Below are 23,850 nucleotides of genomic sequence, written 5' to 3'. Positions count from 1 at the left end.
CTATTTTACACGTTCAACGTAATCGTATGTACGGGTATCAACCCGGATTTTATCACCTTGTTCGATAAACAGAGGAACGTTGATCGTTGCGCCGCTTTCTACTTCAACCCGCTTTTTAGGGCTGTTAGCCGTATCCCCTTTAATGCCTGGTTCTGCGTAGGTAACCTCCAGTTCAACGAAAGGCGGCAGTTCGCAGGTAAGCGGAACCTCCGTTTCGGCATTAACCAGAATCTCAACTTCCTGACCTTCTTTCAGCAGGTCAGCACCGGTCACCATTTTCTCGTCGATATTAATCTGATCGAACGACTCCTGGTCCATGAAGTTAAAACCGGCCTCATCCTTATAGAGGTACTGAAACTTCCGACGCTCAACCCGAACCGGATAAATCGTTGCGCCAGAGTTGAAAGTGTTATCAATAACACGTCCGGTAGTAAGGCTTTTCAGTTTTGTCCGTACGAAAGCGGCACCTTTACCAGGTTTTACGTGCTGGAATTCAGTAATTTGGAAAAGATCGTGGTTGTAGTTGAGAACCAATCCATTACGGATGTCTGCGGTCGTTGCCATAAAACTTGTTTACGATTTTCGGTTTTCGTTTGACGATTTCAGAGAACGCAGCAGAAGTGTTTGCTGCATATCTGTAATCAGTTAATAGGCCCATTTGACATAAACGGCACCCCAGGTAAACCCGCCGCCAAACGCGGCCAGAATGAGGTTATCACCTTTCTTAAGCTGCGATTCATAATCGAACAGGCAGAGTGGAATGGTGGCTGCGGTAGTATTACCGTATTTATGAATGTTGAGCATTACTTTTTCAGGGCCGATGTTCATGCGGTTGGCCGTGGCGTCGATGATGCGTTTGTTTGCCTGATGCGGCACCAGCCACGCAACATCATCCCCCTTAAGGCCATTCTTTTCCATGATTTCGGCCGATACTTCTGCCATGTTTTTCACGGCAAATTTGAAAACAGACGGCCCGTCCTGATAGGCATAGTGCCACCGTTTGTCAACAGTTTCGTGCGTAGGCGGATAGCGGCTCCCGCCTGCCTTCTGAAATAAATGATGCTGACCAACCCCGTCCGACCGGATAATCGAATCGCGGATGCCAAATTCGTCGGTGGTTGGCTCGAGCATAACCGCCCCTGCCCCATCGCCGAACAGAACACAGGTGGTCCGGTCAGTGTAATCAACGATTGACGACATTTTGTCGGCGCCGACAACGATGATTTTTTTGTATTTCCCCGTTTCAATAAACTGGCTGCCAATAGTCAGGGCATACACAAAGCCTGAACAGGCGGCCTGAATATCGAAGCTGCCGATATTCCGGATGCCGGTCATGTCGCAGATCAGGTTTGCCGTGGCCGGGAAAACAAAATCAGGCGTTGTTGTCGCACAGATAAGCAGATCAATCTCCGACGGTTTGGTATTGGTTTTGGCCAGCAATCCCTCAACGGCTTTCACTGCCATGTGGGAAGTGCCGAGCCCTTCGCCTTTTAGAATGTGGCGTTCTTTAATACCTGTGCGGGAGGTAATCCATTCATCGTTTGTATCCACCATGCGTTCTAACTCCGCATTGGTTAATACATAATCAGGTACGTAACCATGTACTCCGGTAATGGCCGCTTTACTCGTCATCATAGGCTCGGGAGGGTACTATCAAACAGAAGAAAGTCAGGTTTTACGTTTTCAGTATATATAGAAACACCGACAACCGGCTGATATACGGCCACTTGCCTGCTGCATTTCCAACTTACCGGACAAACCTTCATCACTAACTTAACGCCTGTGCTATTTTAGTATAGGCATCCGACTCCACCTGCCGGATCGCCAGATTAATCATATTTTTGATAGCCAGCGAAGACGAGATCCCGTGTGCGATGATTACGTTGCCGTTGACCCCCACAATCGGGCTGCCCCCAACCGACTCATAGTTGGTTTTGGCAATAAAATCATCCTGAATCTGCCGCGTTCTGGCTACATTATAAAAAGATTCACCGAGCTTGAAGAGTGCGTTTCCGGTAAAACCGTCTGTCACGATGACATCGGCCTTGTTGGTAAACATATCTTTCCCTTCAATATTACCGATAAAGTTGATCCGGCGGTTTTCTTTCAGCAACTGATGAGCAGCCTGTGCGATAAGCGATCCCTTCTGCTCTTCTTCGCCGATGTTCATTAACGCTACCCGCGGACTGTCGAGCTGGAAGGTGTACTGGGCATAGATAGAGCCTAATTCACCAAACTGCGCCAGCACTTCCGGTTTACAATCGGCATTTGCCCCGATGTCGAGCATAACGGCATAGCCGCCGGCCAGCTGGGGAACAAATCCGGCAATACAAGGGCGCATAACACCTTCGATTGCTTTCACACTAAACAGGGCACCTACGTGCATGGCTCCGGTGTTACCGGCGCTGCAGAAAGCCTGCACCTGCTTTTCCTTTAAAAGCTTAAACCCAATTCCGATACTGGAATTGGGCTTCTGAGAAAGCGCTTTGGTCGGGTGTTCACCCATTCCGATAACCTCGTCTGCATGTACAACCTCAATCGGGCTGTTTGCCGGCGTTTCGTATTTCACCAGCAACGGCTCAATTACCGGCTGATTTCCGATCAGTACAAGCGTTACTCCTTCCGGAAGCCCGGATTTAGCGGCCATGGCCACCCCTTCGACAATAGCATCAGGAGCGAAATCGCCGCCCATTGCATCTATGGCAATTTTCATTGACTTTTTGCGTCGTGCCGGACGGCACGTTTGTTAAAGGCTACGAATAATCGCATAAAATTAGTAGGTCAGGAACAATAAAAAAGCTTTTACCGTCATCTTTTGGTTCGACGACAGCAAAACCCGACCATACACCCTATACAAGAAAGATGCTGAACACTGAATGTGAGACGGGAAGAAAATCTTCGTCATCTTACATCCGGTGACCAGCATCCAGTATCAACCGCCTTGTTTTTACATGAATCTCAGAACTATTAAGCTGCAGGAGCGTAGTTCTCGATGATCATTTTGCCTTTGTAATACAGGTTACCCTCGTATACGTGGGCATGGTGGCGCTCATGTACTTCGCCTGTTGTTGCGTCAGTTGACAGCGTTACGGCTGTTGCCTTATAATGAGTTCTCCGCTTATCGCGACGAGTGCTGGAATGACGTCGTTTGGGATGTGCCATTGCTTTGTTTAGTTATCTAAGTTTTGTAGTTGTATAGTCGTATAGTTTTCTGCTTTCTGAAAAACAGTACAACTATACCGTTTAATTATTATTAAGTTTCCGGAGTGCTTCCCAGCGCGGATCAACCGGTGGCTGGTCTTCATCTACGGCCTCGTCCGCATCCGAACGATAAATTAACTTCACGTCGCTTTCCGGGTCATCGTCGTTTTCCTCCTCATCCCGAAAGCGGGGATGAAGCCGCTTCATGGGCAGTGAAATACCGATGAATTCGAAAATGTACCGGGCCACATTAATCGTAGCTGTGTTCCGCTCAATCAGCTCAATCTCATCTGTCAGCTCTTCGTTATGATCCGAGAACTTCAGCAGCAACAGGTGCTGCACATCAATTGGCTCATCATACAGATCCAGACTGCGATCACAGGTTTGCTCGACAGTTCCCCGGATATGAAAATCCAGCCGGATCATTGTCGACGATTTATCAAGTGTCAGATGCGTATGCACAGTACCCTTCGTAACCAACTCCTGCTCAAGCGCTTCCCAGAAGGTATCGCCCGATTCAAAGTCATACTCGTACCGTTTTTCTTCCAGCCCGATAATATGGATGTCGTATTTGCGCAACTCGTTCACCACAGTCTTCCGCTAATAAGGCCGCAAAGATACGAAATCTTTTTGACCAGAGAAAGATTTTTCAAAAAACTACGGATTAAACCCCTTATTAATCAAGAGAATTCTTATTAGCACCGGTTTATTTCCCGGAGGGCTTTATTTTTGTAGAATTGTTTTTGTCCGCGACAAATCCGTCCGGGAACCGTTACGTGTTTGTTCCCGCACATTTTCCGGACATCGGTACAAATTTCAAGCTGCATGGTTTCGAAAACATATAATCCCAGAGACATTGAGGAAAAGTGGTACCAGTATTGGCTGGATAATCAGTTTTTCAAATCAACTCCCGACGAACGGGAGCCGTATACCATCGTTATTCCGCCGCCAAACGTAACGGGGGTCCTGCACATGGGCCACATGCTGAATAACACGATTCAGGATGTACTGATCCGGAAAGCACGGATGGAAGGCAAAAATGCCTGCTGGGTGCCCGGTACCGACCATGCCAGTATTGCCACCGAAGCCAAGGTGGTTGCCATGCTGAAAGAACAGGGCATCAACAAGCATGACCTGACCCGTGAGAAGTTTCTGGAACACGCCTGGGAATGGACGCACAAATACGGCGGCATTATCCTGAAACAGCTTCGGAAGCTGGGCGCTTCGTGTGACTGGGACCGGACCCGCTTTACCATGGAGCCGGCGCTCTATGATTCGGTAATCGATGTCTTCGTTGACCTGTACGAAAAAGGTCAGATTTACCGCGGCGTCCGGATGGTCAACTGGGATCCGCAGGGGCTGACGGCCGTTTCCGACGAAGAGGTAATTATGAAGGAGGTGCAGCAGAAGCTGTCGTACATCCAGTACCCGATTGACGGCAGCGAAGGCGAATTCATTACCATTGCCACCGTCCGGCCGGAAACCATCATGGCCGATGCGGCCATCTGCGTTAACCCGAACGATGAACGGTATAAGCACCTGCACGGCAAAAAAGCACTGATTCCGCTTGTTAACCGGGCGATCCCGATCATTACGGACGAATACGTAACGATGGATTTCGGTACGGGCTGTCTGAAAGTTACGCCTGCACACGATCAGAATGACTACGAACTGGGCATCAAACACAAACTGCCGGTTATTGATATTCTGAACGATAATGGTACCCTGAACGACAAAGCGCAGATTTTCGTCGGTATGGATCGGTTTGCCGCCCGCAAAGCCATTCTGAAAGACCTCGAAGAAAAAGGCTACCTGGTAAAAACCGAAGAATATAAATCGAATGTCGGCTTCTCGGAACGTACCAATGCCGTTATTGAGCCGAAGCTTTCGCTGCAGTGGTTCCTGAAAATGAAGGATATTTCGAAGCCCGCCTTCGAAAACGTCATGAATGACACAATTCAGCTGGTACCGCCGAAGTTCAAAAATATGTACCGTGCCTGGATGGAAAATCCGCACGACTGGTGTATCAGCCGGCAGCTGTGGTGGGGCCAGCAGATTCCGGCGTTCTATATGCAGGACGGGACCATCATCGTGGCTAAAAACAAGCGGGAGGCGCTCCGGAAGGCACAGCGTGAGCTACAGTTATTTGCCCTGACGGAAGCCGACCTGACGCAGGACGAAGACGTACTCGACACGTGGTTCTCCTCGTGGTTGTGGCCGATGTCGGTATTCGACGGGCTGAAAGACCCGGATAATGCAGATATCAAGTATTATTATCCGACCAATACGCTCGTTACCGGTTTCGATATTATTTTCTTCTGGGTTGCCCGGATGATTATCGCCGGTTACGAATACAAGGGACAGAAGCCGTTCAGCAACGTCTATTTTACGGGCATGGTACGCGACAAGCTGGGCCGTAAAATGTCGAAACAGCTCGGTAATTCGCCGGACCCGCTGGTGCTGATCGAGCAGTACGGGGCCGACGGCGTACGTACGGGTATGCTGTTCAGCTCGGCCGCCGGAAATGACCTCTTGTTCGACGAAAAACTTTGTGAGCAGGGCCGGAATTTTAACAATAAACTCTGGAACGCCTTCCGGCTCGTTAAAGGCTGGTCGGTTGTCGATGGCGGCGCAAACGGGTTGCCGGTGCAGTGGTTTGCTGCCAAGCTAAACCAGACGCTGGTTGAGGTAAATGACCATTTCGAGAAATTCCGGATTTCGGATGCACTGCAATCCATCTACAAGCTGATCTGGGATGATTTCTGTTCGCAGTATCTGGAAATGATCAAGCCTGGTTTTGAGCAGCCGATTGACCGGACAACGTACGACGCCACAATCAACTTCTTCGAACAGCTGATTTGTCTGGCACATCCGTTCATGCCGTTTATTACGGAAGAAATCTGGCAGGAAATCCGCGAGCGGCAACCAGGTGAAACGATCTGTCTGGCCCAGTTCCCGCAGGCAGGCGGTGTCGACGATACGTTACTGGCTGATTTTGAGCTGCTCTTCGACGTAGTGACCAATATCCGGAATATCCGGAACAGCAAGCAGATCAGTCCGAAAACACCGTTGCCGCTGGCGATTAAAACGGAAACATCAGAGCGGTTTGCACGCTTTGAGAGTCTGATTGCAAAAATGGCGATGGTATCCGGCGTTTCATTCGTATCAGACAAAGCAAACGGCACATCGTTTGTGATTAAAGGTGATGAGTTTTTTGTTGACATCGCCGGCGAAATCGATGCCGAACAGGAAGCCGCTAACCTGGAAAAAGAGTTGGCGTATTCAATCGGTTTCCGCGACTCAGTGCTCAAAAAGCTGTCAAACGAACGGTTTGTGGCCAATGCCAAGCCGGATGTTGTTGATAAAGAACGGCAAAAGCTGGCCGACGCCGAGGCTAAAATTAAAGCCTTACAGGAAAGCCTTGCTACATTAAAGTAAGTATAGAAAAAGCCCGGTCTGCAAACCGGGCTTTTTCATTCCGGTACAAAATCATTTTTTTACTCACACCCTTACTTTTATTACAATTTTTAAATAATAAATAGTACTCTTGTAAGAGAGTTAAGAAAGTAGAAGCTAAGGGAATTACTCGTTATCTATGAATAAGTGCGTTTTTCTGGACAGAGATGGGGTCCTGAATGAAGATCGTTCTGATTACGTGTACCGCGTAGAGGACATGGTTATCCCATCGGGCGTAGCGGAAGGGCTTCGTCTGTTAAAAAATGCCGGTTATCTGCTGATTGTAGTCACCAACCAGGCCGGTATTGCTAAAGGACTATACACACGTGATGATGTCATGCGCTGCCACAGCTACCTCCAGGACTGTTGCGGCAACCTGATTGACGATATTTATTATTGTCCGCATCATCCGGATTATACCAGCCGCTCGCTGACGCGGAAGCCGGATTCGCTTATGCTGGAGAAAGCCATTGCCAAATACAATATCGACGTCGACAGCTCGTGGATTTTCGGTGATGCGCTGCGCGATATGCAGGCCGGAAAGCGGGTGGGCGTCCGTACAATTTATATCAATCACCAGATTCCGAACCAGCCGGCGGTAGCCGACAAACATGCTACGGATCTACTGAAAGCCGCTGAACTGGTGCTGGAACAGTAACAAAACAATCAGCCGCTTCTGAAGAGGAATTATCTTCAGAAGCGGCTGAGCTGGTGACGGGCGCGGTACGTTAAGCGGTTTGCTGCGATGCCGGAGTCACCTTCTGCGTTGTTCCATAAGCAGGACACGCGCCTTTACGGGCGCAGGCACTCATAGTCAGCACAGCAAGAAGACTACCAAGAACTAAAATCTTTTTCATGTTATCAGTCTTTTTCTATTAACTCTTCCTGTTCTTCCCGTTCATCAGCAGCCTCGGTGGCATCAAGCTCAGTTGGTCCTGGTTCCGCTGAATTATAGCCGAGTATCTTCAGCATTACTTCGCTGTTTTGCTCAGGAGCAAATAACCGGGTCCGGAAATTACCGTTCTCATCCTTATCGACGATAACGTGTTGCGGAGCCGGCACCAGACAGTGCTGAATACCGCCATATCCGCCCAGTGACTCCTGATAAGCACCCGTGTGGAAGAAACCTACATACTGGTTTTCTACCTCCTGATCAAAAATAGGCAGGTACAAGTCGGCACTGTGAGCCTCCGTGTTATAAAAGTCATGGGAATCACAGGTGAGTCCACCCAGATTGACTTTCTGATACGGATTGTCCCAATTGTTTACTGCCAGCATGATGTATTTCTGCCCGAGTCCCCACGAATCCGGCAACTGCGTAATAAACGACCCGTCGATCATATACCATAACTCCTTATCGTTCTGGAGCTTCTGATCAATGATACTATAAATTACCGCACCACTCTCGCCTACTGTATAGCTACCGAACTCGGTAAATATATGCGGAACCGGTACGTTATTTTTATTACAGATCCACTGAATACTCTCAACAATCTGATCGATCATGGCCTGATAGTCGTACTTAAACTGGAACGACGTCTGAATCGGCAGACCACCCCCAATGTCGATTGAATCAAGATCAGGACAAATTTTACGCAGTTCACAGTACTTATACATAAAGCGGCTCAGCTCACTCCAGTAATAGGCACTGTCTTTAATACCGGTGTTAATGAAGAAGTGCAGCATTTTGAGCTTGAACTTCTTACTATGCTGAATTTTGCTCCGGTATAACTCATTGACATCGCTGTAACGAACGCCTAACCGTGATGTATAGAACGCAAAGTTCGGTTCTTCATCTGTAGCAATCCGTATGCCAAGGTTTACGGTTTCTGCGGTAACCGCCGACTCATAGGCTTCGATTTCTTTCAGGTTATCGAGAACCGGAATACAGTTGGTATAGCCATCATTGATCAGCTCGCTGATATACTGAGTATACAGGGGCCGTTTGTAGCCGTTACAGATAATATACGTATTCTGGTTTAGCTTGCCCATGTTATACAGCTCCCGGATAATGGGAATATCATAGGCAGACGACGTTTCGATATGAATGTTATTCTTCAGTGCCTCGTCGAGCACGAACCGAAAATGGGATGACTTCGTGCAATAACAGTACGTATAACTCCCCTTGTAATTGTGCCGTTTCATGGCATTCTTGAACAGCAGCTTAGCGTGCTCAATATGCTCCGTAATTTTCGGCAAATACGTGATTTTGAGTGGCGTACCGTATTCCTTAACAATGTCCATCAGCGGTACATTGTTGAACAACAGTGAGTCGTTCTCAACGTTGAATTCTAATGTCGGGAATTCAAACGTCTGGTCAATGAGGTCGTAGTAGGTCTTCATCCCTTTGTCCGGCGCATAAAATAGGCAGTCCGCTCGTGCGGTCGCGTTTTGTAAGTCCTAAAAAAAAGCCTGCGAAAATGGCAGAAATTTAGCTATAAAGCAATACCGTTTCTGCATATGGAGAAAACATAAAAATACGGTTTTTTGATTCTCTCCTTACTAAAAAAATAAAACGTTCCATCCCGTTTTCTATTTTCTGCCGGCCCGCCTCCCAACCGTAAACCCATTTTTTGACTCTATCCGGCGGGCACAATAATGCTGCAATTATGTGCGTAGTAAAAAAGCTAACCATAACTAAAGTAGGCCGCATCCCTATTTATCATGAAAATCTCCCTTGTTGTCATCAACTACAACTCCAGCCACCACACGCTGGATTGTGTTGAATCAGTCAGAAAGCAGAGTGTAACGTCTGACTATGAAATAATTGTAGTCGATAACGGCTCGTCTGTCAGCGATTATGAGAAGCTTACCGCGTTACTGCCGGATCCACGGCTCAAACTTGTCCGCAGTGACCGTAATCTTGGTTTTTCGGGCGGGCATTTATTCGGGTTGCAGGTCGCAGATCCCGCTTCGGCGTATTATTTCTTCCTGAATAATGACTGTTTGTTGCTGGATGACCTGTGCCACCGCCTGGCCGGGTTTATGGATACTCATCCCGATGTCGGCATCTGCACCGGGCAAATGATTCGTCCCTGCGGTAATCCTGATCCGTCGTTTACGTATTTTCCCACTGTCGGTTCCAAGTTGTTAGGGCACTCCGTGGTACGCTGGTTCAATCCGGCAGAATACCCGAAACGCGGGAAAACGTATCATGAACCGATACAGGTACCGGTCATTATGGGTAGTGCCCTGTTTGTCAGGGCAAAGGCATTCCGGGAGGCGGGTGGTTTTGATCCGTCGTATTTTCTGTATTGCGAAGAAGAAGATCTTTGCCTGAAACTCCGCCGGTTAAACTGGAAGGCTGCTCTGGTGCCGGATGTAAAATTCCTGCACATCGGCGGCGGCAGCACAGCACCGGGGCCGGCCGCCGAGAAAGAGTACTACATATCGTTGTTTCACTATTTCCGGAAACATACCGGCCGGCCGGTGCAGCTGATCATGCGGTTGTTTTATACGATCAAGATTGGCCGCCGGTGCCTGAAAAACGGCCGGAATGTACGTCTGGCGTGGTTTATTTTACGCGGGGCGCCAACCCGCGAAAGCCTGCGCTATCAGGTTGCCTGATTCTGAAAAAAGCCTCCCTGCAACGGCAACGGTCGTTCGCAGGGAGGCTTTATACCTCAAAGTCCTGATGTCAGGATAATCCGTAACCGGATCCGGTCAGTTGACAATTCCTGATCGCCAACCATCACCCGCCGGAGCGCTGTTTTCAGACTGACGGTACTCGCAGGCACGGTTAGTATCAGGGGCCGGTTAACGGCATCGCCTTTCAGGATATCGCCGATGTATTTCGTAATATCAAACACATACATGTCTGACAATTCCAGTTCATTCGGCAGGTATTGATAGGCGGCTACGGCACTGGTAGCACCGGTGGCCAGCGCCGGTACCGTACTGACAAGCTCATTCTGCGAGTTTGTTTCATAAAGTGCCAGCTGGTCAGGTGGCGGCGTATTATCATAGAGTACTTTCCGCACCGGACTGATCTGCAGCTGTGCCAGATTCAGCCCCAGATAGGCATCCGGTTTGGCAAACTGACTCAGGTACGGAAACTCAATCCGTGTCCGGAAGCCAACCCCCACACCGATGGCTGTCTGATGCCCCGTCGCCGTGCTGGCCAGCACCTGTGGTTTGTACTTAAGCGACTGCATGGCCGAGCCGGCAGCGTCGTTAGTCAGTTGCGTAAAATGTGTCCCCCCCAACGGAAACCGCACCGACGATACCGTTTTTTCCATATCGGTCAGGTGATAATACAGCCGCAGGCCGGTTGCTTCGGCCCAGGTATTAATCCCCCAGATAACGTTGTCAGTTGTTCCGTTGGTAAAGGCAAATCCTTTCCAGTAGGCCCACATGGTTTCGGTATCGTTGATTTCCTTACTGACCAGTTTTGCAAAGAAGGCCTGTCCCAGCGCATCCGATAAACGCATCCGGATCTGCCGGTTCTCACCCCGTCCCAAAGCAACAAAGGTTTTGCTGACCAGCGGTGTCGGTTCATATGCGGCCGAGCTGTAGTTGTAATACGTGGCCCCTGCCGACAGCGCACCCTGCAAGGTATGCACCCGCAGGGTAAACGCTTTTGTCGTATCGCCGTATGAAAACGAATAAGGCAGTTCCAGTACCAGCGAATCAAACCGGACACCGGCCTGATCTGCCAGTGAATGGGTGGCATAGTCTACTGACGCATAGCCTTTTGCCAGAAGCCTGCCCGTTTGCGTATCGGCCCATTGCCCGATCAGGATGCTGCTGTCGGTGGCTGTCACAAACGAATCCGGCTCAATCACGGTATAGGTTTTTACCGTAATGGAATCCACCAGCTGTGTCTGTAACTGATAAGGATCAATAACACTCTGCCCGACATCGGGGTCTCCGGAAAGGCATGACATCAGCGAGGCTCCGGCAACTGCAAGCAGCAGGCCGGAGCGAAATAAGGATCGCATCATGTAGTTTGGGTATTGTCTAGTGGGCCGTAACGCCCAGTTGAGTAAGGTCGGCCTGCGTTAGCGTCGGGGGAAAATGACCGTTTTCCATTTTTTGAATGACAAGCTGACCAACCTGCCGGGCGTCTTCGGCCCGTGCAAATCCATTCCGGCCGGCCTCGCCCGGAATAGTCGGCTGGTAAATCAGCGAATCGCCGTGACTGACAATGGTATAGCCCCAGCCCTGCCGTGTATTAAACACATGAAGCTGATACTGCGGCTTGCTCTTATAGTACTGGAAAGCCAGCAAACCGGCGAGGCCTGCCACAACAATAATCAGCCTTGTCAGGTTAAGCCGTTTAGTTTTCACTGGTATCCTGGGCTACGGTTGGATCAAACTCCCACAAATCATCAAACCGGCTCGTGCCGTTACTACCCATGGTTACATAGCCTTTCCCGTTGATGGCAAACCCGAACGCATACGCCCGAGTGGCGCCTTCGAACGTACCGTTTTCACTCCAGCTATCCGCAACCGGGTCATATTTCCAGACTGTCGTTGTGCCGTCGCCCAGTGTCACGTAACCGTTTGAGCCAATCGCAAACCCGACGGCATAGCTACGGGCCACCAGTTCATCACTTTCGAAATCACCTTTTTCAATCCAGGTATCGCTTGAGGCATCATACGCCCACCAGTCTTTTTCAGCGGTACCGTTGTTGTTACCGGTACCAACATACGCCAGTCCGTTAATGACAAAGCTGATCGCCCCGATGCGCTTGGCGCCGCCGTAACTGGCAACTTTTGTCCACTGGTCACTTGCCGGATCATACGCCCAGAAGTCTTTCAGGTAATTGCCGTCAAAACCGGTACCGACATAGCCTTTACTGCCAACCGTAAATGAAACCGCATTGCGGCGGGCTGTTCCGCCAAAGTCAGCCGTCTGCTTCCACGTATTTGTGGTAGGGTCGTATCCCCAGAAGTCCTTCAGGCGGTCGCTGTTCACATCCAGCCCTGTACCGATATATCCTTTGTTTCCTACCGAAAAACCGGTGGCGGCATACCGTGCCACACCCCCGAAATTTGCCAGCTGTGTCCATGTATTTTTGTTGCTGTCATAGGCCCAGAAGTCTTTCAGACGCTCATTGTCCGCATTAGACCCGGTACCGACATAGGCCACATTACCAATCACAAAACCGGCCGGTGCGTTGCGGGCTACCCCTTCAAAATCTGACCGGTGACGCCAGTCGCCCAGCGGGCTCGTTGAATCACTGCTCGCGCAGCTAACTAAAAACCCACCGGCTAAAACCCATGCCATCACCATGGTCAGGCCATTGACGGCCCCGACAACTGTATTTCTTGAATAAAACGTTTTTTGCTTGCGCTGCTGAACGGTAGTGCGTTGTTGTAAATTGTTCATACGGCAACTAGTTAGGTTTAAAATTGAGTACGAGTACAAAGGCCTTTGTCTACTTCCGTACGTCCGGCCCAAACCGTCTGTTGCAGGGATAAGGTTATAATTTTGTTAAAAAAGGTTAATTACAAGCCGGCTGCAACGACCCGCCAACAAAAAAGGGCACCAGCAGATGCCAGATGCCCTTTACTACTCCACATATAAATATTCAGCAGTTGAATATGCCTCAAATGCGTATCTGAGGCCCATTCATCAGGTTATTTCTGCTTTCGGTTTCCCTGTAAATCACCGATCCGGTGCATCCCCCTCAGGTCATATTGCCGTGCGTAGTTATACCGCAACGCAATCCCGATTGACCAGCCTGTACCCTTTCCGCGCAACCAGGCCGTCTGCAATTCATTACTGTTCACCTGATAAGTCAGGTTGGTTGTCAGTGAACTGCCAAGTCCCCAGTTTCTGCGGACAAAAAAACTCATCTCTGTACGTCTGCCGACGTGGGCTGTATATTCAGCCGAGGCCTCTATCATGCCTGTCACATGCGGACTGACCGTGGTGTTAGACACCAGCCGCAACGTGTCAGGGCGGCTGCGGGGATTTCTGGCCGTATAGCCTACTAAATGCACCGTTGAGGGGTCTTTCGGCGCATTTGGTAACAGCCAGAAGCCTAGTCCCAGCCATAAACCACCTTTACCGTTCAGCTGAGGCAGCTGCTGAAAACGCATCAGCCGCTTGCCTCTGAATACAATGCCCTGTTTGTCGTTATCAGCCTGAATCCGTAACGGCGACTGCTGGTTAATGATAAACAGTGTATGAACGGCGGATCGGGCGTAACCAATTTCTGCAGCCCATTTTTCCCGCCCGACCCAACCGATCATAGCACTCCAGCCTAACTGGCTGACAGCCTTTGTTGATACTAAGCCGTTGAATGTCTGGCTTAGTCCGCTTTTATCGGTACGCAAAAAACCATCGAGCCCCACATACCACCGGTCAGTAATGTAAGCGTTTCCGTAGCGGGCCAACAACCGCTCAAAGTTGGCCTGTTTATAGGCAGTTTTACGCTTACTCTGATCCCAGTCGGGGGTTTCCAGTAAAGGACTTAGGCGGCCAAGACGCTCGGCAGGAGGTTGATAATACTCCGTAACACTTTGCGCAAACCCCGTTATTCCTTCCATTAACAGCCAAACAAAAATGCCCAGGCGTTTCATGGTCTTTCACTGAATGATGTAAAGTTTTGTTCGATAAGATCAGATCAGAAAAAATATATAAACGGTACCGGAGCCGGAGCTCCGGTACATAAATGGTCTCTTAACGATGTTTCAGCACCTGTTTGAATGTGCCGTCTGCTGCAAACAGCAGGCTAAGTGGTTTGCCGCTTGTTTGCTGAATCATCACCACAAACTGTCCATCAGTCAGTTTTCCTGCCTTTTTCACCGTTGCCCCGGCGTAATTGGTAGTAATATACGTCGTGATCGCGGCAGGCAGATCAGCGGCAGCCACTTCGGTTACTTTACCGCGCAATACCTTAACCAGCTCCTGATTAAACGTACCATCGGTATTAAATAACAAGGTCTTCTTGGTATCATTTACCGTGATCATGACCAGATAACCTCTATTGTCATCTTTCACGGCCATATTGACGGTAGCTCCGGCATAATTGGCGCTGATGTAGCTGGTAATCGCCGACGGCAGAGAGGTAATCGCTACCTGAGCCAGGCTATCACGCTTACCACCCGGTCCTTTGCCAGGTCCTTTTTTCAGCGCCAGTTCGTGGTTAAACGTACCATCAGCGTTGAAAAGAAGTGCTTTTCGTGTTCCGTTTTGCGTAATACCGACAAAATAGTTGCCGTCGTCATCTTTAGCGGCATAATCAACGGTAGCACCGGCATAAGTTGTGGTGATGTAGCTGCTTACAGCCGACGGGAGCGCTGAGGTCTCGATTTTTGTCAGCTTTTTCTTGCTGTGAAAGCCGACCGAGTCTGTAGCAGCGCGGGCTGCTCCTGTAGCCGTAGCGGAATCATCCGGAGATACTGATGATTGATCATTGTTACAGGCATTCATAGTCAGGGCAAAACCAATAGCAAGGAGCCCAAGCACTAATTGCTTTTTCATTGTACCTAAAAATTAAGCGGTTAACGTATAATTGAATTGAAACTTAAGAGAAGACACGTATTTTGTTATCCGGCAGCGGCATGATTTTGTAGACACGCAATCCGTTTTTACCATAATCGTTCAGGCCGAAGCCTTTTGAATCGAATCTGGCACCATGAACAGGGCAATAAAATTCATTATCCTGAAAGACTACGGTGTTATTTTTCTGGTGGCTGCAGGTCCGGTTTGCAGCGGCTAACAGCCCATGGAACGTACGGGCCACAACAACACCGTTTGCGACGACATACCCGCCCTTGACCCGTAATACGGCGTTATCGGGCGATTCAAGATCGAGTTCAAAATCTACTGGTCCATCCGGTTTCACGATCTCCTCCTGTCGGCATGATGTCAGCAACACCATCAGCGCGGCACCGCCAAAACCAAGCGATTTAAGAAATTCATACCGGTTCATCATTCTGTACTATTAATTAATTGTCACGGGGGAGCCTGCGCCGGAAACTGGCCCGGGCTGCGGCTTCCCGGCGTTGTCTGGCCATCAGGCTTTCATAAAAATCGTATAACTCACTGCCCAGTAATTCCTGGCTTACCGCACTCAGGCGATTGCCGGCCGGGGCGGCAAAATATTCGTCGCCTTTTCCGATATGTGCCTGTGTATCAAATACAGGAACGCCATAGGCCCCACCCATACGCACAAACAGATTCCGGCCTTCCCGGCGTAGCCAGCCCGTTACGGGTGACTGGTCGGGTACCGGCGTCATTAGAACAACCTTGTAGCCATAGGGCTGCAGATAATGCAGCGCATCGCTCAGGTAATACACCAGATCGCGCATCCGGCCAATACGGCTGACCGAATTAAGCAGATGCAGCATACCGGCTTTCACCCATCCCTTTACGTTGCTGAACCAGCCGCCGCCGACAGGCATCACGACCGTCTCCTCTACACACGGAATCATCGTATTTGCCGGCTGATGCGTTTTGCGGGCAAGTAATTCACCGAAGTGCTCAGGCTCTGTCAAAAACGAATGGCCCATCTGCAGCAGTATGAGGTCATACCGGTGAATATTCAGGTAATAGAGCACATTCGTAACCTTATTGAGATCAATTGGTGTGTGGTATTCAATAAATACCTGTTGCCCAGACTGTTCAATACGACGCGCAAACTGTTCGGCAAAGCTGTTTCCGGCACCTAAGGCTTCTCCCCGGGCAGTACTGCCACCGATCACTAATATCTTTAAATGCTTCGTAATCATATCTGACTGGCCATTTTTAGCGGCTTTCAAACATCATTACGCCGGTATTCAGGCCCGCGTTGCAGGGATCGTGATTTTTTTCTTATTTTTTGTTAAAAAATTTCCGCTTTCTTCTGCAACGTTCGTTCCCTGTTTAGCGTACATACTAGTGTTGGTAAATGATCTACTAAAATCTTATCGTCCTTGCTGTTCCGTAAGCGCACAAAATTTGAGGAGAATGACCTGTTAAGCGTCATTATTGCCTGCCGGGAGAACAGTGCTCAGGCACAGCGGGTACTTTTTAAACAGTACTTCGGCTACGCCAAGAGCATTTGTCTGCGCTATTCGTCTACTATTGAAGAGGCTGAAGAAGTATTGAATGAAGGCTTTCTGAAAGTTTTCCAGCATATCCAGCAGTACGACACAAACCAGCCCTTTAAAGCCTGGCTGCGCACAATCCTGGTCAACACAGCAATCAGTTATTACCGGAAATTTCACAAGTTTGATCCGCACATCGGACTTGACAATGTACCGGATGTCCCGTTCGACGATGATGTAGTCAGCTACATTACTGCCGACGAGATTTTAGCACTCGTACAGGAGCTGCCGCCGGCCTGGCGGACAGTATTCAATTTACATGTCATTGATGGCTATAGTTTACGTGAAGTAGCCGATTTGCTACCCGCAAATGAGGCTACCGTCCGGTCACACTTTCTACGTGCGCGGCAACGACTTCAGCAACTAATAAAGATGAATTATCCTCATTTTTTTCTAACGACCCCTCATGAAACCCGATAAATTCAGCGACCAGATCCGCCGGAAAATGGAAAGCGTCGATGAGCCGGTTTTCCGTGATAAAGACTGGGTGCAGATGCAGCGTACAATGCAGATGCATGGCGGAGGGGTCTTTCAACCAGCGCTTCCTCAATGGGTCCTGCCCGGTGCCGGAATGATGGCAGCCGCAGGACTTTCCGCGATTATTTACGTCCAGTACAGCGCCAATGAGCAGCTGCATAATGAAGTACAGACTCTGCAGAATAAGGTAACCGAGCTGAAACAGGCGCCGGCACCGGTTTTACAGAAGACTGATACGGTATATATCACGCGGTATATCGACCGGCCGGGCACCGGTTCAGGCATGCCATCATGGGATGGCAAACTGTCGGATGACCCCGTTGACCCGTCGTTCCGGAAACGACAGCCATCTGAGCATTTCGCCTATGGACGATCACCGGCCGAAACGCAGTATACTGAACAATCAGCAAATGCAGTACCATCCATTCACTCACCTAACCAGTCAGCTAACGAAAAAACTGCTACTTCTGACGTATCAAATCCGGTAAATGCAGGTAATCCTGCTGATCTGGCCAATGCCGGTAACACATCAAAAAACCGGTTCCGCAACGGAGACTTCCGGCAGGAAACCGGCTCCCCGAAATATGCAGCCGGCCGCAACCGGCAGGCTAACCGGCAAGGGGGTACTTATGACCCGTACAACCAGCGCTCCGGCAATTATGCCGGTGGCAATGGCGGTAACGGCGGATCGTCCAGTACCTCAGCCTATACCTACCCATCGCAGCCAGCCGGCATGAATGCCGGACAGCCTGAACGACAGGCATGGGGTCTGGCCAATGTCGAAGAACTGGAATCTCACCTGCTGACGGTCGACTCAGTGTACTATGAAGAAGGGATGAGCCGCATTACCCGGCGTATGCGCCGTATGCTGATGCCGGCCTTCGCCGGTACGGCACCGGTTATTAAAGAACCGATTCCCGACTGGCACTGGCGGATCGGTGCCGGCGGTACATACGGGGTTAAACAATGGGGAGCCGGCATTTCCGGTGAACTCCGGCTGGGCAAAAACTGGATTGCCGGTGTTGGTCTCATGGGCGTAAATCTTTCCGGCGGGTCATTCCTGACGGATGAACACTATGAGAGCAAAACCAAGCAAAACTTCCGGAAATATTATGCTGGTGGTATTGATCCGAAGTTTCAGATCCTGAACATTACGCGGCAAACCATGACCTGGCAAGTGCCGGTTACGATTGGTTACCGGTTGAACCTGCCTAAATACTGGGCAGTAACGCCGACCGTGGGTGCCAGTATCAATATCGACAACCGCGAAAGGATTGCCTTTAATTATATGCGGGGTCCGAGAGATTTTACCGATGCTACTCTGTTAATTCAGTATCCGAAGAAATACATGCATAACATGCTGGTTTCTGTAGGGATTGAAAAAACATTACGGCATGCGTCAATACAGGCTAGTCCGTATCTATCGGTTCCGATCATTACCAATACCTACTCGCTGAATTCTACTTCGGCCGGCGTACGGTTACGGATATTCTATAATCTATAACTACACTGAATGAGCAGAGGGGCGCCCGCAAGGCGCCCCTTTTTTTATGCGTTTAACGCGCTGATTACCGCCGGCAGCTCAGCCAGTGAGGCCAACAGGCCATCGTTCGGACAGGCGGCTAGTTGCGCATGCGTATGCGTACCGTTCGTCAGGCCCAGGCTCAGCCGCGCTCCCGCCCGGCGACCCGACTCCAGATCGGACGGTGTATCACCGATGTTTATCACCTCAGCCGGATCCGTAACGTTCAGTGTCTGCATTACTTTCTGAATCATATCCGGTGCCGGCCGGCCGGCGGCTACCTCATCGCTCGCCACCGACATCTGAATCAGGCTATCGGGCGTGCCGGTCCGCTGATCGTTCAGGCCGGCATCCCAGCCCAGCTTGTGCAGGATCATATCCGTTACTTTGCGGTAAAAGCCCGTTGTCAGGGCAATGGCAATTCCCTGATCGTGCAGCCACTGAAAGGTATCGAGGCAGCCTTCGGTCGGATACACCGGCTCCGTCTGATAGTGTTCTTCCAGAATCTGCCGGAAAAGATCATACGACTCATCGACATGAGCCGTCAACTCAAGATGGTCTGTACCGAGCTGTTCGCCCCAGAGTGTTTCAAACACAAACCGCTTAGACCAGCCCTGCACGGCCGTAATCCGCTCATCGGAAACCGTCAGGCCGGTTTGTCGTGCTGCTTTGGCAAAACACGTTTCTACTTCTTTCCGGTCACGCACCGTAGTGCCCGCCATATCAAAAACAACCAATCGGATGGCCATTGCTTTCTACAGTTAAGTACTATGAATAAGACGTTGCTGTACTGTTTCACAAAATAAAGCACGCTTACGCACAGGTATATTTTTTTAGTGTTATTATTTACCATAAGCAGCCTCAAATCAACACCTAATTAAAAGGCAAGGTATATTTTTGCCCGTCAATTGACCTTTTGAACATGGCATACGATCTGATTGTGGTTGGCGGGGGTATTCTGGGCACGTTTCATGCCTACCACGCAGCGACCAGGGGATTACAGGTACTTGTACTGGAAAAAGATGACCGCGCGCAGCAGGCTACTGTGCGGAATTTCGGGCAGGTAGTACCGTCGGGGATGACCGGACGCTGGTTCGAATACGGCCGGCGCGGTCTGGAAATCTACAAGGCCCTTCAGGCAAAAGCCGATTTGTCGGTGCGGCAGAATGGCTCTGTCTACATCGCCTCTGACGACGACGAGCAACAACTGCTTCATGAGGTACAGCAGCAATTCTCGGATAAAGACTATGCAGGCGAATTGTTATCAACCCGGCAACTTCTTCAGAAATACCCGGTTATCCGCGAAAGCTACGCCCGCGAGGCGCTGTTTTTCCCGCAGGAAATCAGTGTGGAGCCTAACCTGTTTATCCACCGGCTTCAACAGTATATGCAGGACCAGTTTGCCAATGTGAGGTTCCTGTATAATTCGGCTGTTGTCGGCTGCGACAGCAACGGCCAACAGGTTACGGTCAGTCTGGCCGGCGGTAAAAAGCTGACAGCAGGCCAGTTACTTATTTGTGGCGGGCACGAATTTAATCTGTTGTTTCCGGAGGTATTTACGGATAGTGGTATTGTCGTCAGCAAGCTACAGATGATGCGCACGGTGGCCATGCCGTCGGTTCCGCTCGAAGGGAATATTCTGACGGGACTAACCATCCGCCGGTACGAGTCGTTTTCGGAATGTCCTTCGTTCGCCGGTCTGAAAACGCCGGACTACCTGCAGGAGCTCCGAGAATGGGGCATTCATATTCTCTTCAAAAAAGCGGTTGACGGCAGCATTATCGTCGGCGACTCGCACGAATACGCACCGGTCGGCCGGCTGGGCGAACTGGGTTTCAACAACGTTCAGTATATCAACGAGCTGATGATCAGGGAGGCAAACCGGATTGTTACGTTCGATGTATCGGCCATCACGGAGACATGGGCGGGATATTATGCGCAGGAACCGCAAGGCAACTTATTTGAGCATGATCCGGATACACTGATTCATATCCGGACAGCCATCGGCGGTAAAGGTATGACCAGCAGCTGCGGCTATGCCGAAGAAAGCATTCAGCGGCTTTTCGCCTAATGCGTGTTATTGACAGGATTACCGGATGTACGTCAAAATCATGTTTATCCTGTAATCCTGTCAGAAAAAATCATTCCTGCCGCAGATAGATCCCCATCCTGTTATACCCTGTCCGGTGTATTTCCGGCGGCGCTTCGGCGGAGAGCCGGTCCCACCACGTTTTCTTTAAAATCAGGCTGCATACCAGCAACACACAAAGCGTCAGGCCCAGCTCCTTGTGCATGCCTAAAACCAGGTATATCGGCAGAAGGGTCAGCGTACACTGAGCGATAACACCCACTACCACATTAAACGCATCGATACCGAGGTTTTTATTGGGGACAAAATCAGGCTCCTCCGCAACAACCCGATCATGTACCGGCCCCCAGAATCCCCAGGGCCGGACAGTCCGGTAAAACGTTTTCAGAGTATTCATATCCGTTGGCGGCGTCAGCAGTGAACCGGCAACGCAACCGCCCAGGGAGCACAGAAACAGCAAGGGAAAGTAGTACAGTTCCAGAACATTGGTGAAGACATACGGGAAAATCAGCGCCGGAATAATACCCGCCAGCATACCCCAGAAAAAACCGCTGGCATTGAAACGCCACCAATGCCATTTAAGGACGTTTGCCGCCACATAGCCCCCATACAGGGCTGAGACAATCCATTGCAGAATGCTGTTCACATCACGCACAAATACGCCCAGCGCGATTCCGGCACAGGCGACCAGCAAACCGACAGCGTAGTTCATCCGGATAATCTGACGGTTATCGGCCGAAGGGCGCAGGTATTTCAGATAAATATCGTTGACAAGGTAAGCCTGTGCCGCATTCAGCGTACCGGCGAAGGTGCCCATAAACGCCGCCAGCAGTCCGGCCAGTAACAGCCCCATTAACCCTGACGGTACAAACCGGAGAATTGCAGACGGCAGCAACCGTTCAAAATCAATACCTTTTGCCGAAGCCAGATTGAGCTGATCATAATGCAGCAGTGCCAGAACCGTAAACCCGATAATCATGGCGTAGCGCACGGGCAACAGCACAACCGATACCAGACCGCTCATTTTGGCCGCCTCCCGGGGCGATTTTGTTGACAGGATTTTCTGCATGTCATACGTCGGCGCCGGGCCTGCCAGACTGGCCAGTATTCCCTTGCAGGTCATCATCATAAAAAACACGCCGAACAGCGAAAAGCCATCGGCCGCAATTTTGGCATTAACCTCCGTAATGATGCCGGTCCAGTTCAGGTCGTCGAGTGTACGGCCAAAAAACGGATTCAGCCAGCCTTCCGGCACACGCAGGGATTGTGTTTGTAAATGCTGCATGGCAATAGCAGCAATAACAACAGCCGAAATGCTCATAATCAGGTATTTCATCAGGTCGCCGATCACAATGCTGGTCATTCCGCCAAGGATGGCGTAGAACACAGCAAATGCCGAGATCGTGATTCCGTAAAGATGGGGCAGATACGACGCCGGAAAGCGGAACGGCAGATAAGGCGCAACCTCGTGATAGGGTATGAATATCTCCACAAACTTGCCGATACCCACAACGCCATAAGCCAGAAATCCCAGGCAGCTCAGCAGGGCAAATACGACCACAATGGCGTGCGATGCCGTGACGCCCGGTCCGCTGCCGAAACGCGTACCGATCCAGGCGGCTCCGGTTACCACGTTTGACCGGCGCAGCCAGACCGACAGGTACATCATCAGAAACACCTGGTTGAATACGGGCCATAGCCACGGGAGCCATATACTTTTCAGGCCATAGACAAATGCCAGCATGACCATCCACATGGTACCCGAGACATCAAACATATCCGACGCATTTGACAGACCAAGCATATACCAGGGCAGCGACTTTCCACCAAGCATATAGGCTTCCTTATTTTTAGCAGACCGCTTTTTCAGGACCAGCCCTAAAACAACCACTAAAATCAGATAAATGACAAGGATGCTTATATCCAACCCCTTCAGTTTCATGCGTATAGACAGCGTGCAATCGGTTTGTTAAAAGTAAATAAAACCCGGCAGGGAGTTTACCCTATAAATGGTACTTTTTTATCATTCAATTGTAAAATATATATTAATTTTAGTTTATTAACTACGCTGAATAGTAATCGCTATACGCTGAATGCATATTTCTATTGATAAAAGCTAATTTTTAATATATTTGATAAAGCAGTATTTTATAATACTATTTTACCAGCCCTTAACCTATCTGCAATCATGAACACTATTTACCGGGAGATGACCCCGCTGACTAAAAGTGACTGTTTTATGCTCTTTAAGCGGAACAAGTCAGACTTTGACTTTCCGCTTCATTATCACGAAGAATTTGAACTGAATTTTATTGAAAATGCGGCTGGTGCGAAACGGATTATCGGCGATCATACCGATGTCATTGACGATCTTGAACTGGTGCTGGTGGGCAGTAATTTACCCCACGGCTGGTTTAATCACCAGTGTGACAGCCGGGATATTCATGAGGTAACGATTCAGTTTCACCGGGACCTGTTTGATAACCAGATGCTGCAGCGTAATCAGCTGAGTTTTATCCGGACGTTGCTGGAACGGTCCGGCCAGGGCATTCTGTTTTCGCGCGAAACGGCTCAGCAACTGAAGCCACGAATTGAGGCACTGGTCAGTAAAAACGGGTTTGAGTCGGTGCTGGAGCTGTTTTCGATTCTACACGACCTGTCCACATCACGGCAGATGCGTACCCTGGCTAATTCATCCTTCAGCAGCGAAACCCCCAGTTATAACAGCCGCCGGATTGAAAAAGCGTTTGAGTACATGCTCAAAAACTACGAAAAAGACATTTCGCTGGCCTCGGTGGCGAAGGTCGTCAATATGCCGGAAGTTTCGTTCAGCCGGTTTATCCGCAAGCGCACCGGCAAAACATTTGTCGACAGCCTCAACGAAATCCGGCTGGGACACGCCTCCCGCATGCTGATTGATACAACCCATACCGTGGCTGAGGTTGCCTACAAATGCGGTTTCAACAATCTTTCGTACTTCAACCGCATTTTCCGGAAAAAAAACGGATGCACTCCCCGTGAATTCAGGGGCAATTACTCGGGCCGGCGCGTTTTTGTGTAG

The 23,850-nt window shown here is 49.9% G+C and carries 22 protein-coding genes; 7 read left to right on the top strand and 15 right to left on the bottom strand.

Going from position 1 to position 23,850, the window contains the following annotated elements; translation table 11 throughout:
* The 5 genes from efp to AC23NW_RS23980 all read right to left on the bottom strand — a co-directional run bounded on the left by efp (window position 1) and on the right by AC23NW_RS23980 (window position 3,789).
* Window positions 1-564 (bottom strand): elongation factor P, encoded by a 564-nt coding sequence (gene efp, locus AC23NW_RS24000; protein WP_293842468.1) that lies wholly within the window; start codon window positions 562-564, stop codon window positions 1-3.
* Between the two features lie 81 nt (window positions 565-645).
* Window positions 646-1,635: a beta-ketoacyl-ACP synthase III gene (locus AC23NW_RS23995; protein ID WP_487452643.1), complete on the bottom strand. Its 990-nt coding sequence runs from the start codon at window positions 1,633-1,635 to the stop codon at window positions 646-648.
* Window positions 1,636-1,768: 133 nt separating this feature from the next.
* On the bottom strand, window positions 1,769-2,713 hold the full coding sequence (plsX, locus tag AC23NW_RS23990; RefSeq protein ID WP_487452641.1) for a phosphate acyltransferase PlsX: 945 nt from the start codon (window positions 2,711-2,713) through the stop codon (window positions 1,769-1,771).
* A 254-nt stretch (window positions 2,714-2,967) separates the two neighbouring features.
* Complete coding sequence (gene rpmF / locus AC23NW_RS23985) at window positions 2,968-3,162, bottom strand: 50S ribosomal protein L32 (RefSeq protein WP_293842460.1); 195 nt, start codon at window positions 3,160-3,162, stop codon at window positions 2,968-2,970.
* An 81-nt stretch (window positions 3,163-3,243) separates the two neighbouring features.
* Window positions 3,244-3,789 carry a YceD family protein gene (locus AC23NW_RS23980; RefSeq protein ID WP_487452764.1) on the bottom strand — a complete coding sequence of 182 codons (546 nt, stop codon included), beginning with the start codon at window positions 3,787-3,789 and terminating at the stop codon, window positions 3,244-3,246.
* Between the two features lie 237 nt (window positions 3,790-4,026).
* Here AC23NW_RS23980 and AC23NW_RS23975 point away from each other — a divergent pair, with 237 nt between their 5' ends.
* Window positions 4,027-6,639 carry a valine--tRNA ligase gene (locus tag AC23NW_RS23975; RefSeq protein ID WP_487452639.1) on the top strand — a complete coding sequence of 871 codons (2,613 nt, stop codon included), beginning with the start codon at window positions 4,027-4,029 and terminating at the stop codon, window positions 6,637-6,639.
* Window positions 6,640-6,796: 157 nt separating this feature from the next.
* Window positions 6,797-7,315 carry a D-glycero-alpha-D-manno-heptose-1,7-bisphosphate 7-phosphatase gene (locus tag AC23NW_RS23970; protein WP_487452638.1) on the top strand — a complete coding sequence of 173 codons (519 nt, stop codon included), beginning with the start codon at window positions 6,797-6,799 and terminating at the stop codon, window positions 7,313-7,315.
* A 203-nt stretch (window positions 7,316-7,518) separates the two neighbouring features.
* On the opposite strand, the gene AC23NW_RS23965 is transcribed toward AC23NW_RS23970, so the two are convergent.
* Window positions 7,519-9,000 (bottom strand): type III PLP-dependent enzyme domain-containing protein, encoded by a 1,482-nt coding sequence (locus tag AC23NW_RS23965; RefSeq protein WP_487452636.1) that lies wholly within the window; start codon window positions 8,998-9,000, stop codon window positions 7,519-7,521.
* A gap of 321 nt (window positions 9,001-9,321) precedes the next feature.
* Here AC23NW_RS23965 and AC23NW_RS23960 point away from each other — a divergent pair, with 321 nt between their 5' ends.
* On the top strand, window positions 9,322-10,224 hold the full coding sequence (locus AC23NW_RS23960) for a glycosyltransferase family 2 protein (RefSeq protein WP_487452634.1): 903 nt from the start codon (window positions 9,322-9,324) through the stop codon (window positions 10,222-10,224).
* Between the two features lie 56 nt (window positions 10,225-10,280).
* Here the strand turns inward: AC23NW_RS23960 and AC23NW_RS23955 are convergent, their stop codons facing one another.
* From AC23NW_RS23955 to AC23NW_RS23925, 7 genes are all read right to left on the bottom strand, one after another.
* The gene (locus AC23NW_RS23955) at window positions 10,281-11,600 is read right to left on the bottom strand and encodes a DUF4270 family protein (protein WP_487452632.1); all 1,320 of its coding nucleotides are present in this window, start codon (window positions 11,598-11,600) and stop codon (window positions 10,281-10,283) included.
* Between the two features lie 16 nt (window positions 11,601-11,616).
* Window positions 11,617-11,946, bottom strand: a complete 330-nt coding sequence (locus AC23NW_RS23950; protein WP_487452630.1) for a DUF4907 domain-containing protein — start codon at window positions 11,944-11,946, stop codon at window positions 11,617-11,619.
* The gene (locus AC23NW_RS23945) at window positions 11,936-12,991 is read right to left on the bottom strand and encodes a Kelch repeat-containing protein (protein ID WP_487452628.1); all 1,056 of its coding nucleotides are present in this window, start codon (window positions 12,989-12,991) and stop codon (window positions 11,936-11,938) included. The genes AC23NW_RS23950 and AC23NW_RS23945 overlap by 11 nt, the downstream gene beginning before the upstream one ends.
* A gap of 251 nt (window positions 12,992-13,242) precedes the next feature.
* A complete protein-coding gene (locus AC23NW_RS23940) occupies window positions 13,243-14,190 on the bottom strand; it encodes a hypothetical protein (RefSeq protein WP_487452626.1) in 948 nt (315 codons plus the stop codon).
* 100 nt (window positions 14,191-14,290) lie between these two features.
* Window positions 14,291-15,094: a PepSY-like domain-containing protein gene (locus AC23NW_RS23935; protein WP_487452624.1), complete on the bottom strand. Its 804-nt coding sequence runs from the start codon at window positions 15,092-15,094 to the stop codon at window positions 14,291-14,293.
* Window positions 15,095-15,137: 43 nt separating this feature from the next.
* Window positions 15,138-15,548, bottom strand: a complete 411-nt coding sequence (locus tag AC23NW_RS23930) for a Rieske 2Fe-2S domain-containing protein (protein ID WP_487452623.1) — start codon at window positions 15,546-15,548, stop codon at window positions 15,138-15,140.
* A gap of 13 nt (window positions 15,549-15,561) precedes the next feature.
* Window positions 15,562-16,344, bottom strand: coding sequence for an SGNH/GDSL hydrolase family protein (locus tag AC23NW_RS23925; RefSeq protein WP_487452621.1), 783 nt, complete (start codon window positions 16,342-16,344; stop codon window positions 15,562-15,564).
* Window positions 16,345-16,527: 183 nt separating this feature from the next.
* On the opposite strand from AC23NW_RS23925, the gene AC23NW_RS23920 reads away from it, so the two are divergent.
* Window positions 16,528-17,121, top strand: a complete 594-nt coding sequence (locus AC23NW_RS23920) for an RNA polymerase sigma factor (protein ID WP_487452619.1) — start codon at window positions 16,528-16,530, stop codon at window positions 17,119-17,121.
* Entirely contained in the window at window positions 17,108-18,682 is a 1,575-nt protein-coding gene (locus AC23NW_RS23915) for a hypothetical protein (protein WP_487452617.1), read from the top strand. The genes AC23NW_RS23920 and AC23NW_RS23915 overlap by 14 nt, the downstream gene beginning before the upstream one ends.
* Before the next feature lie 44 nt (window positions 18,683-18,726).
* On the opposite strand, the gene AC23NW_RS23910 is transcribed toward AC23NW_RS23915, so the two are convergent.
* On the bottom strand, window positions 18,727-19,449 hold the full coding sequence (locus AC23NW_RS23910) for an HAD family hydrolase (protein ID WP_487452615.1): 723 nt from the start codon (window positions 19,447-19,449) through the stop codon (window positions 18,727-18,729).
* Between the two features lie 173 nt (window positions 19,450-19,622).
* On the opposite strand from AC23NW_RS23910, the gene AC23NW_RS23905 reads away from it, so the two are divergent.
* Entirely contained in the window at window positions 19,623-20,771 is a 1,149-nt protein-coding gene (locus tag AC23NW_RS23905) for a TIGR03364 family FAD-dependent oxidoreductase (RefSeq protein WP_487452613.1), read from the top strand.
* Window positions 20,772-20,841: 70 nt separating this feature from the next.
* Here AC23NW_RS23905 and AC23NW_RS23900 read toward each other — a convergent pair whose 3' ends face one another.
* A complete protein-coding gene (locus AC23NW_RS23900; RefSeq protein WP_487452611.1) occupies window positions 20,842-22,731 on the bottom strand; it encodes a sodium:solute symporter family protein in 1,890 nt (629 codons plus the stop codon).
* 246 nt (window positions 22,732-22,977) lie between these two features.
* Here AC23NW_RS23900 and AC23NW_RS23895 point away from each other — a divergent pair, with 246 nt between their 5' ends.
* Window positions 22,978-23,850 (top strand): helix-turn-helix domain-containing protein, encoded by an 873-nt coding sequence (locus tag AC23NW_RS23895; RefSeq protein ID WP_293836507.1) that lies wholly within the window; start codon window positions 22,978-22,980, stop codon window positions 23,848-23,850.

The organism is Arsenicibacter sp. R0_47 (assembly GCF_057652235.1).
Note: the sequence above shows the minus strand (reverse complement) of the source record. Positions and strands in the feature narration are given on the sequence as shown.

Excerpts from the sequence above, each read along its gene's own strand:
- efp (WP_293842468.1), bottom strand. The coding sequence starts at position 564 with ATGGCAACGACCGCAGACATCCGTAATGGATTGGTTCTCAACTACAAC.
- AC23NW_RS23945 (WP_487452628.1), bottom strand. The coding sequence starts at position 12,991 with ATGAACAATTTACAACAACGCACTACCGTTCAGCAGCGCAAGCAAAAA.
- AC23NW_RS23895 (WP_293836507.1), top strand. The coding sequence starts at position 22,978 with ATGAACACTATTTACCGGGAGATGACCCCGCTGACTAAAAGTGACTGT.
- AC23NW_RS23930 (WP_487452623.1), bottom strand. The coding sequence starts at position 15,548 with ATGATGAACCGGTATGAATTTCTTAAATCGCTTGGTTTTGGCGGTGCC.
- AC23NW_RS23915 (WP_487452617.1), top strand. The coding sequence starts at position 17,108 with ATGAAACCCGATAAATTCAGCGACCAGATCCGCCGGAAAATGGAAAGC.
- rpmF (WP_293842460.1), bottom strand. The coding sequence starts at position 3,162 with ATGGCACATCCCAAACGACGTCATTCCAGCACTCGTCGCGATAAGCGG.
- AC23NW_RS23905 (WP_487452613.1), top strand. The coding sequence starts at position 19,623 with ATGGCATACGATCTGATTGTGGTTGGCGGGGGTATTCTGGGCACGTTT.
- AC23NW_RS23970 (WP_487452638.1), top strand. The coding sequence starts at position 6,797 with ATGAATAAGTGCGTTTTTCTGGACAGAGATGGGGTCCTGAATGAAGAT.
- AC23NW_RS23935 (WP_487452624.1), bottom strand. The coding sequence starts at position 15,094 with ATGAAAAAGCAATTAGTGCTTGGGCTCCTTGCTATTGGTTTTGCCCTG.
- AC23NW_RS23955 (WP_487452632.1), bottom strand. The coding sequence starts at position 11,600 with ATGATGCGATCCTTATTTCGCTCCGGCCTGCTGCTTGCAGTTGCCGGA.
- plsX (WP_487452641.1), bottom strand. The coding sequence starts at position 2,713 with ATGAAAATTGCCATAGATGCAATGGGCGGCGATTTCGCTCCTGATGCT.
- AC23NW_RS23900 (WP_487452611.1), bottom strand. The coding sequence starts at position 22,731 with ATGAAACTGAAGGGGTTGGATATAAGCATCCTTGTCATTTATCTGATT.
- AC23NW_RS23995 (WP_487452643.1), bottom strand. The coding sequence starts at position 1,635 with ATGATGACGAGTAAAGCGGCCATTACCGGAGTACATGGTTACGTACCT.
- AC23NW_RS23940 (WP_487452626.1), bottom strand. The coding sequence starts at position 14,190 with ATGAAACGCCTGGGCATTTTTGTTTGGCTGTTAATGGAAGGAATAACG.
- AC23NW_RS23975 (WP_487452639.1), top strand. The coding sequence starts at position 4,027 with ATGGTTTCGAAAACATATAATCCCAGAGACATTGAGGAAAAGTGGTAC.
- AC23NW_RS23960 (WP_487452634.1), top strand. The coding sequence starts at position 9,322 with ATGAAAATCTCCCTTGTTGTCATCAACTACAACTCCAGCCACCACACG.
- AC23NW_RS23965 (WP_487452636.1), bottom strand. The coding sequence starts at position 9,000 with ATGAAGACCTACTACGACCTCATTGACCAGACGTTTGAATTCCCGACA.
- AC23NW_RS23910 (WP_487452615.1), bottom strand. The coding sequence starts at position 19,449 with ATGGCCATCCGATTGGTTGTTTTTGATATGGCGGGCACTACGGTGCGT.
- AC23NW_RS23925 (WP_487452621.1), bottom strand. The coding sequence starts at position 16,344 with ATGATTACGAAGCATTTAAAGATATTAGTGATCGGTGGCAGTACTGCC.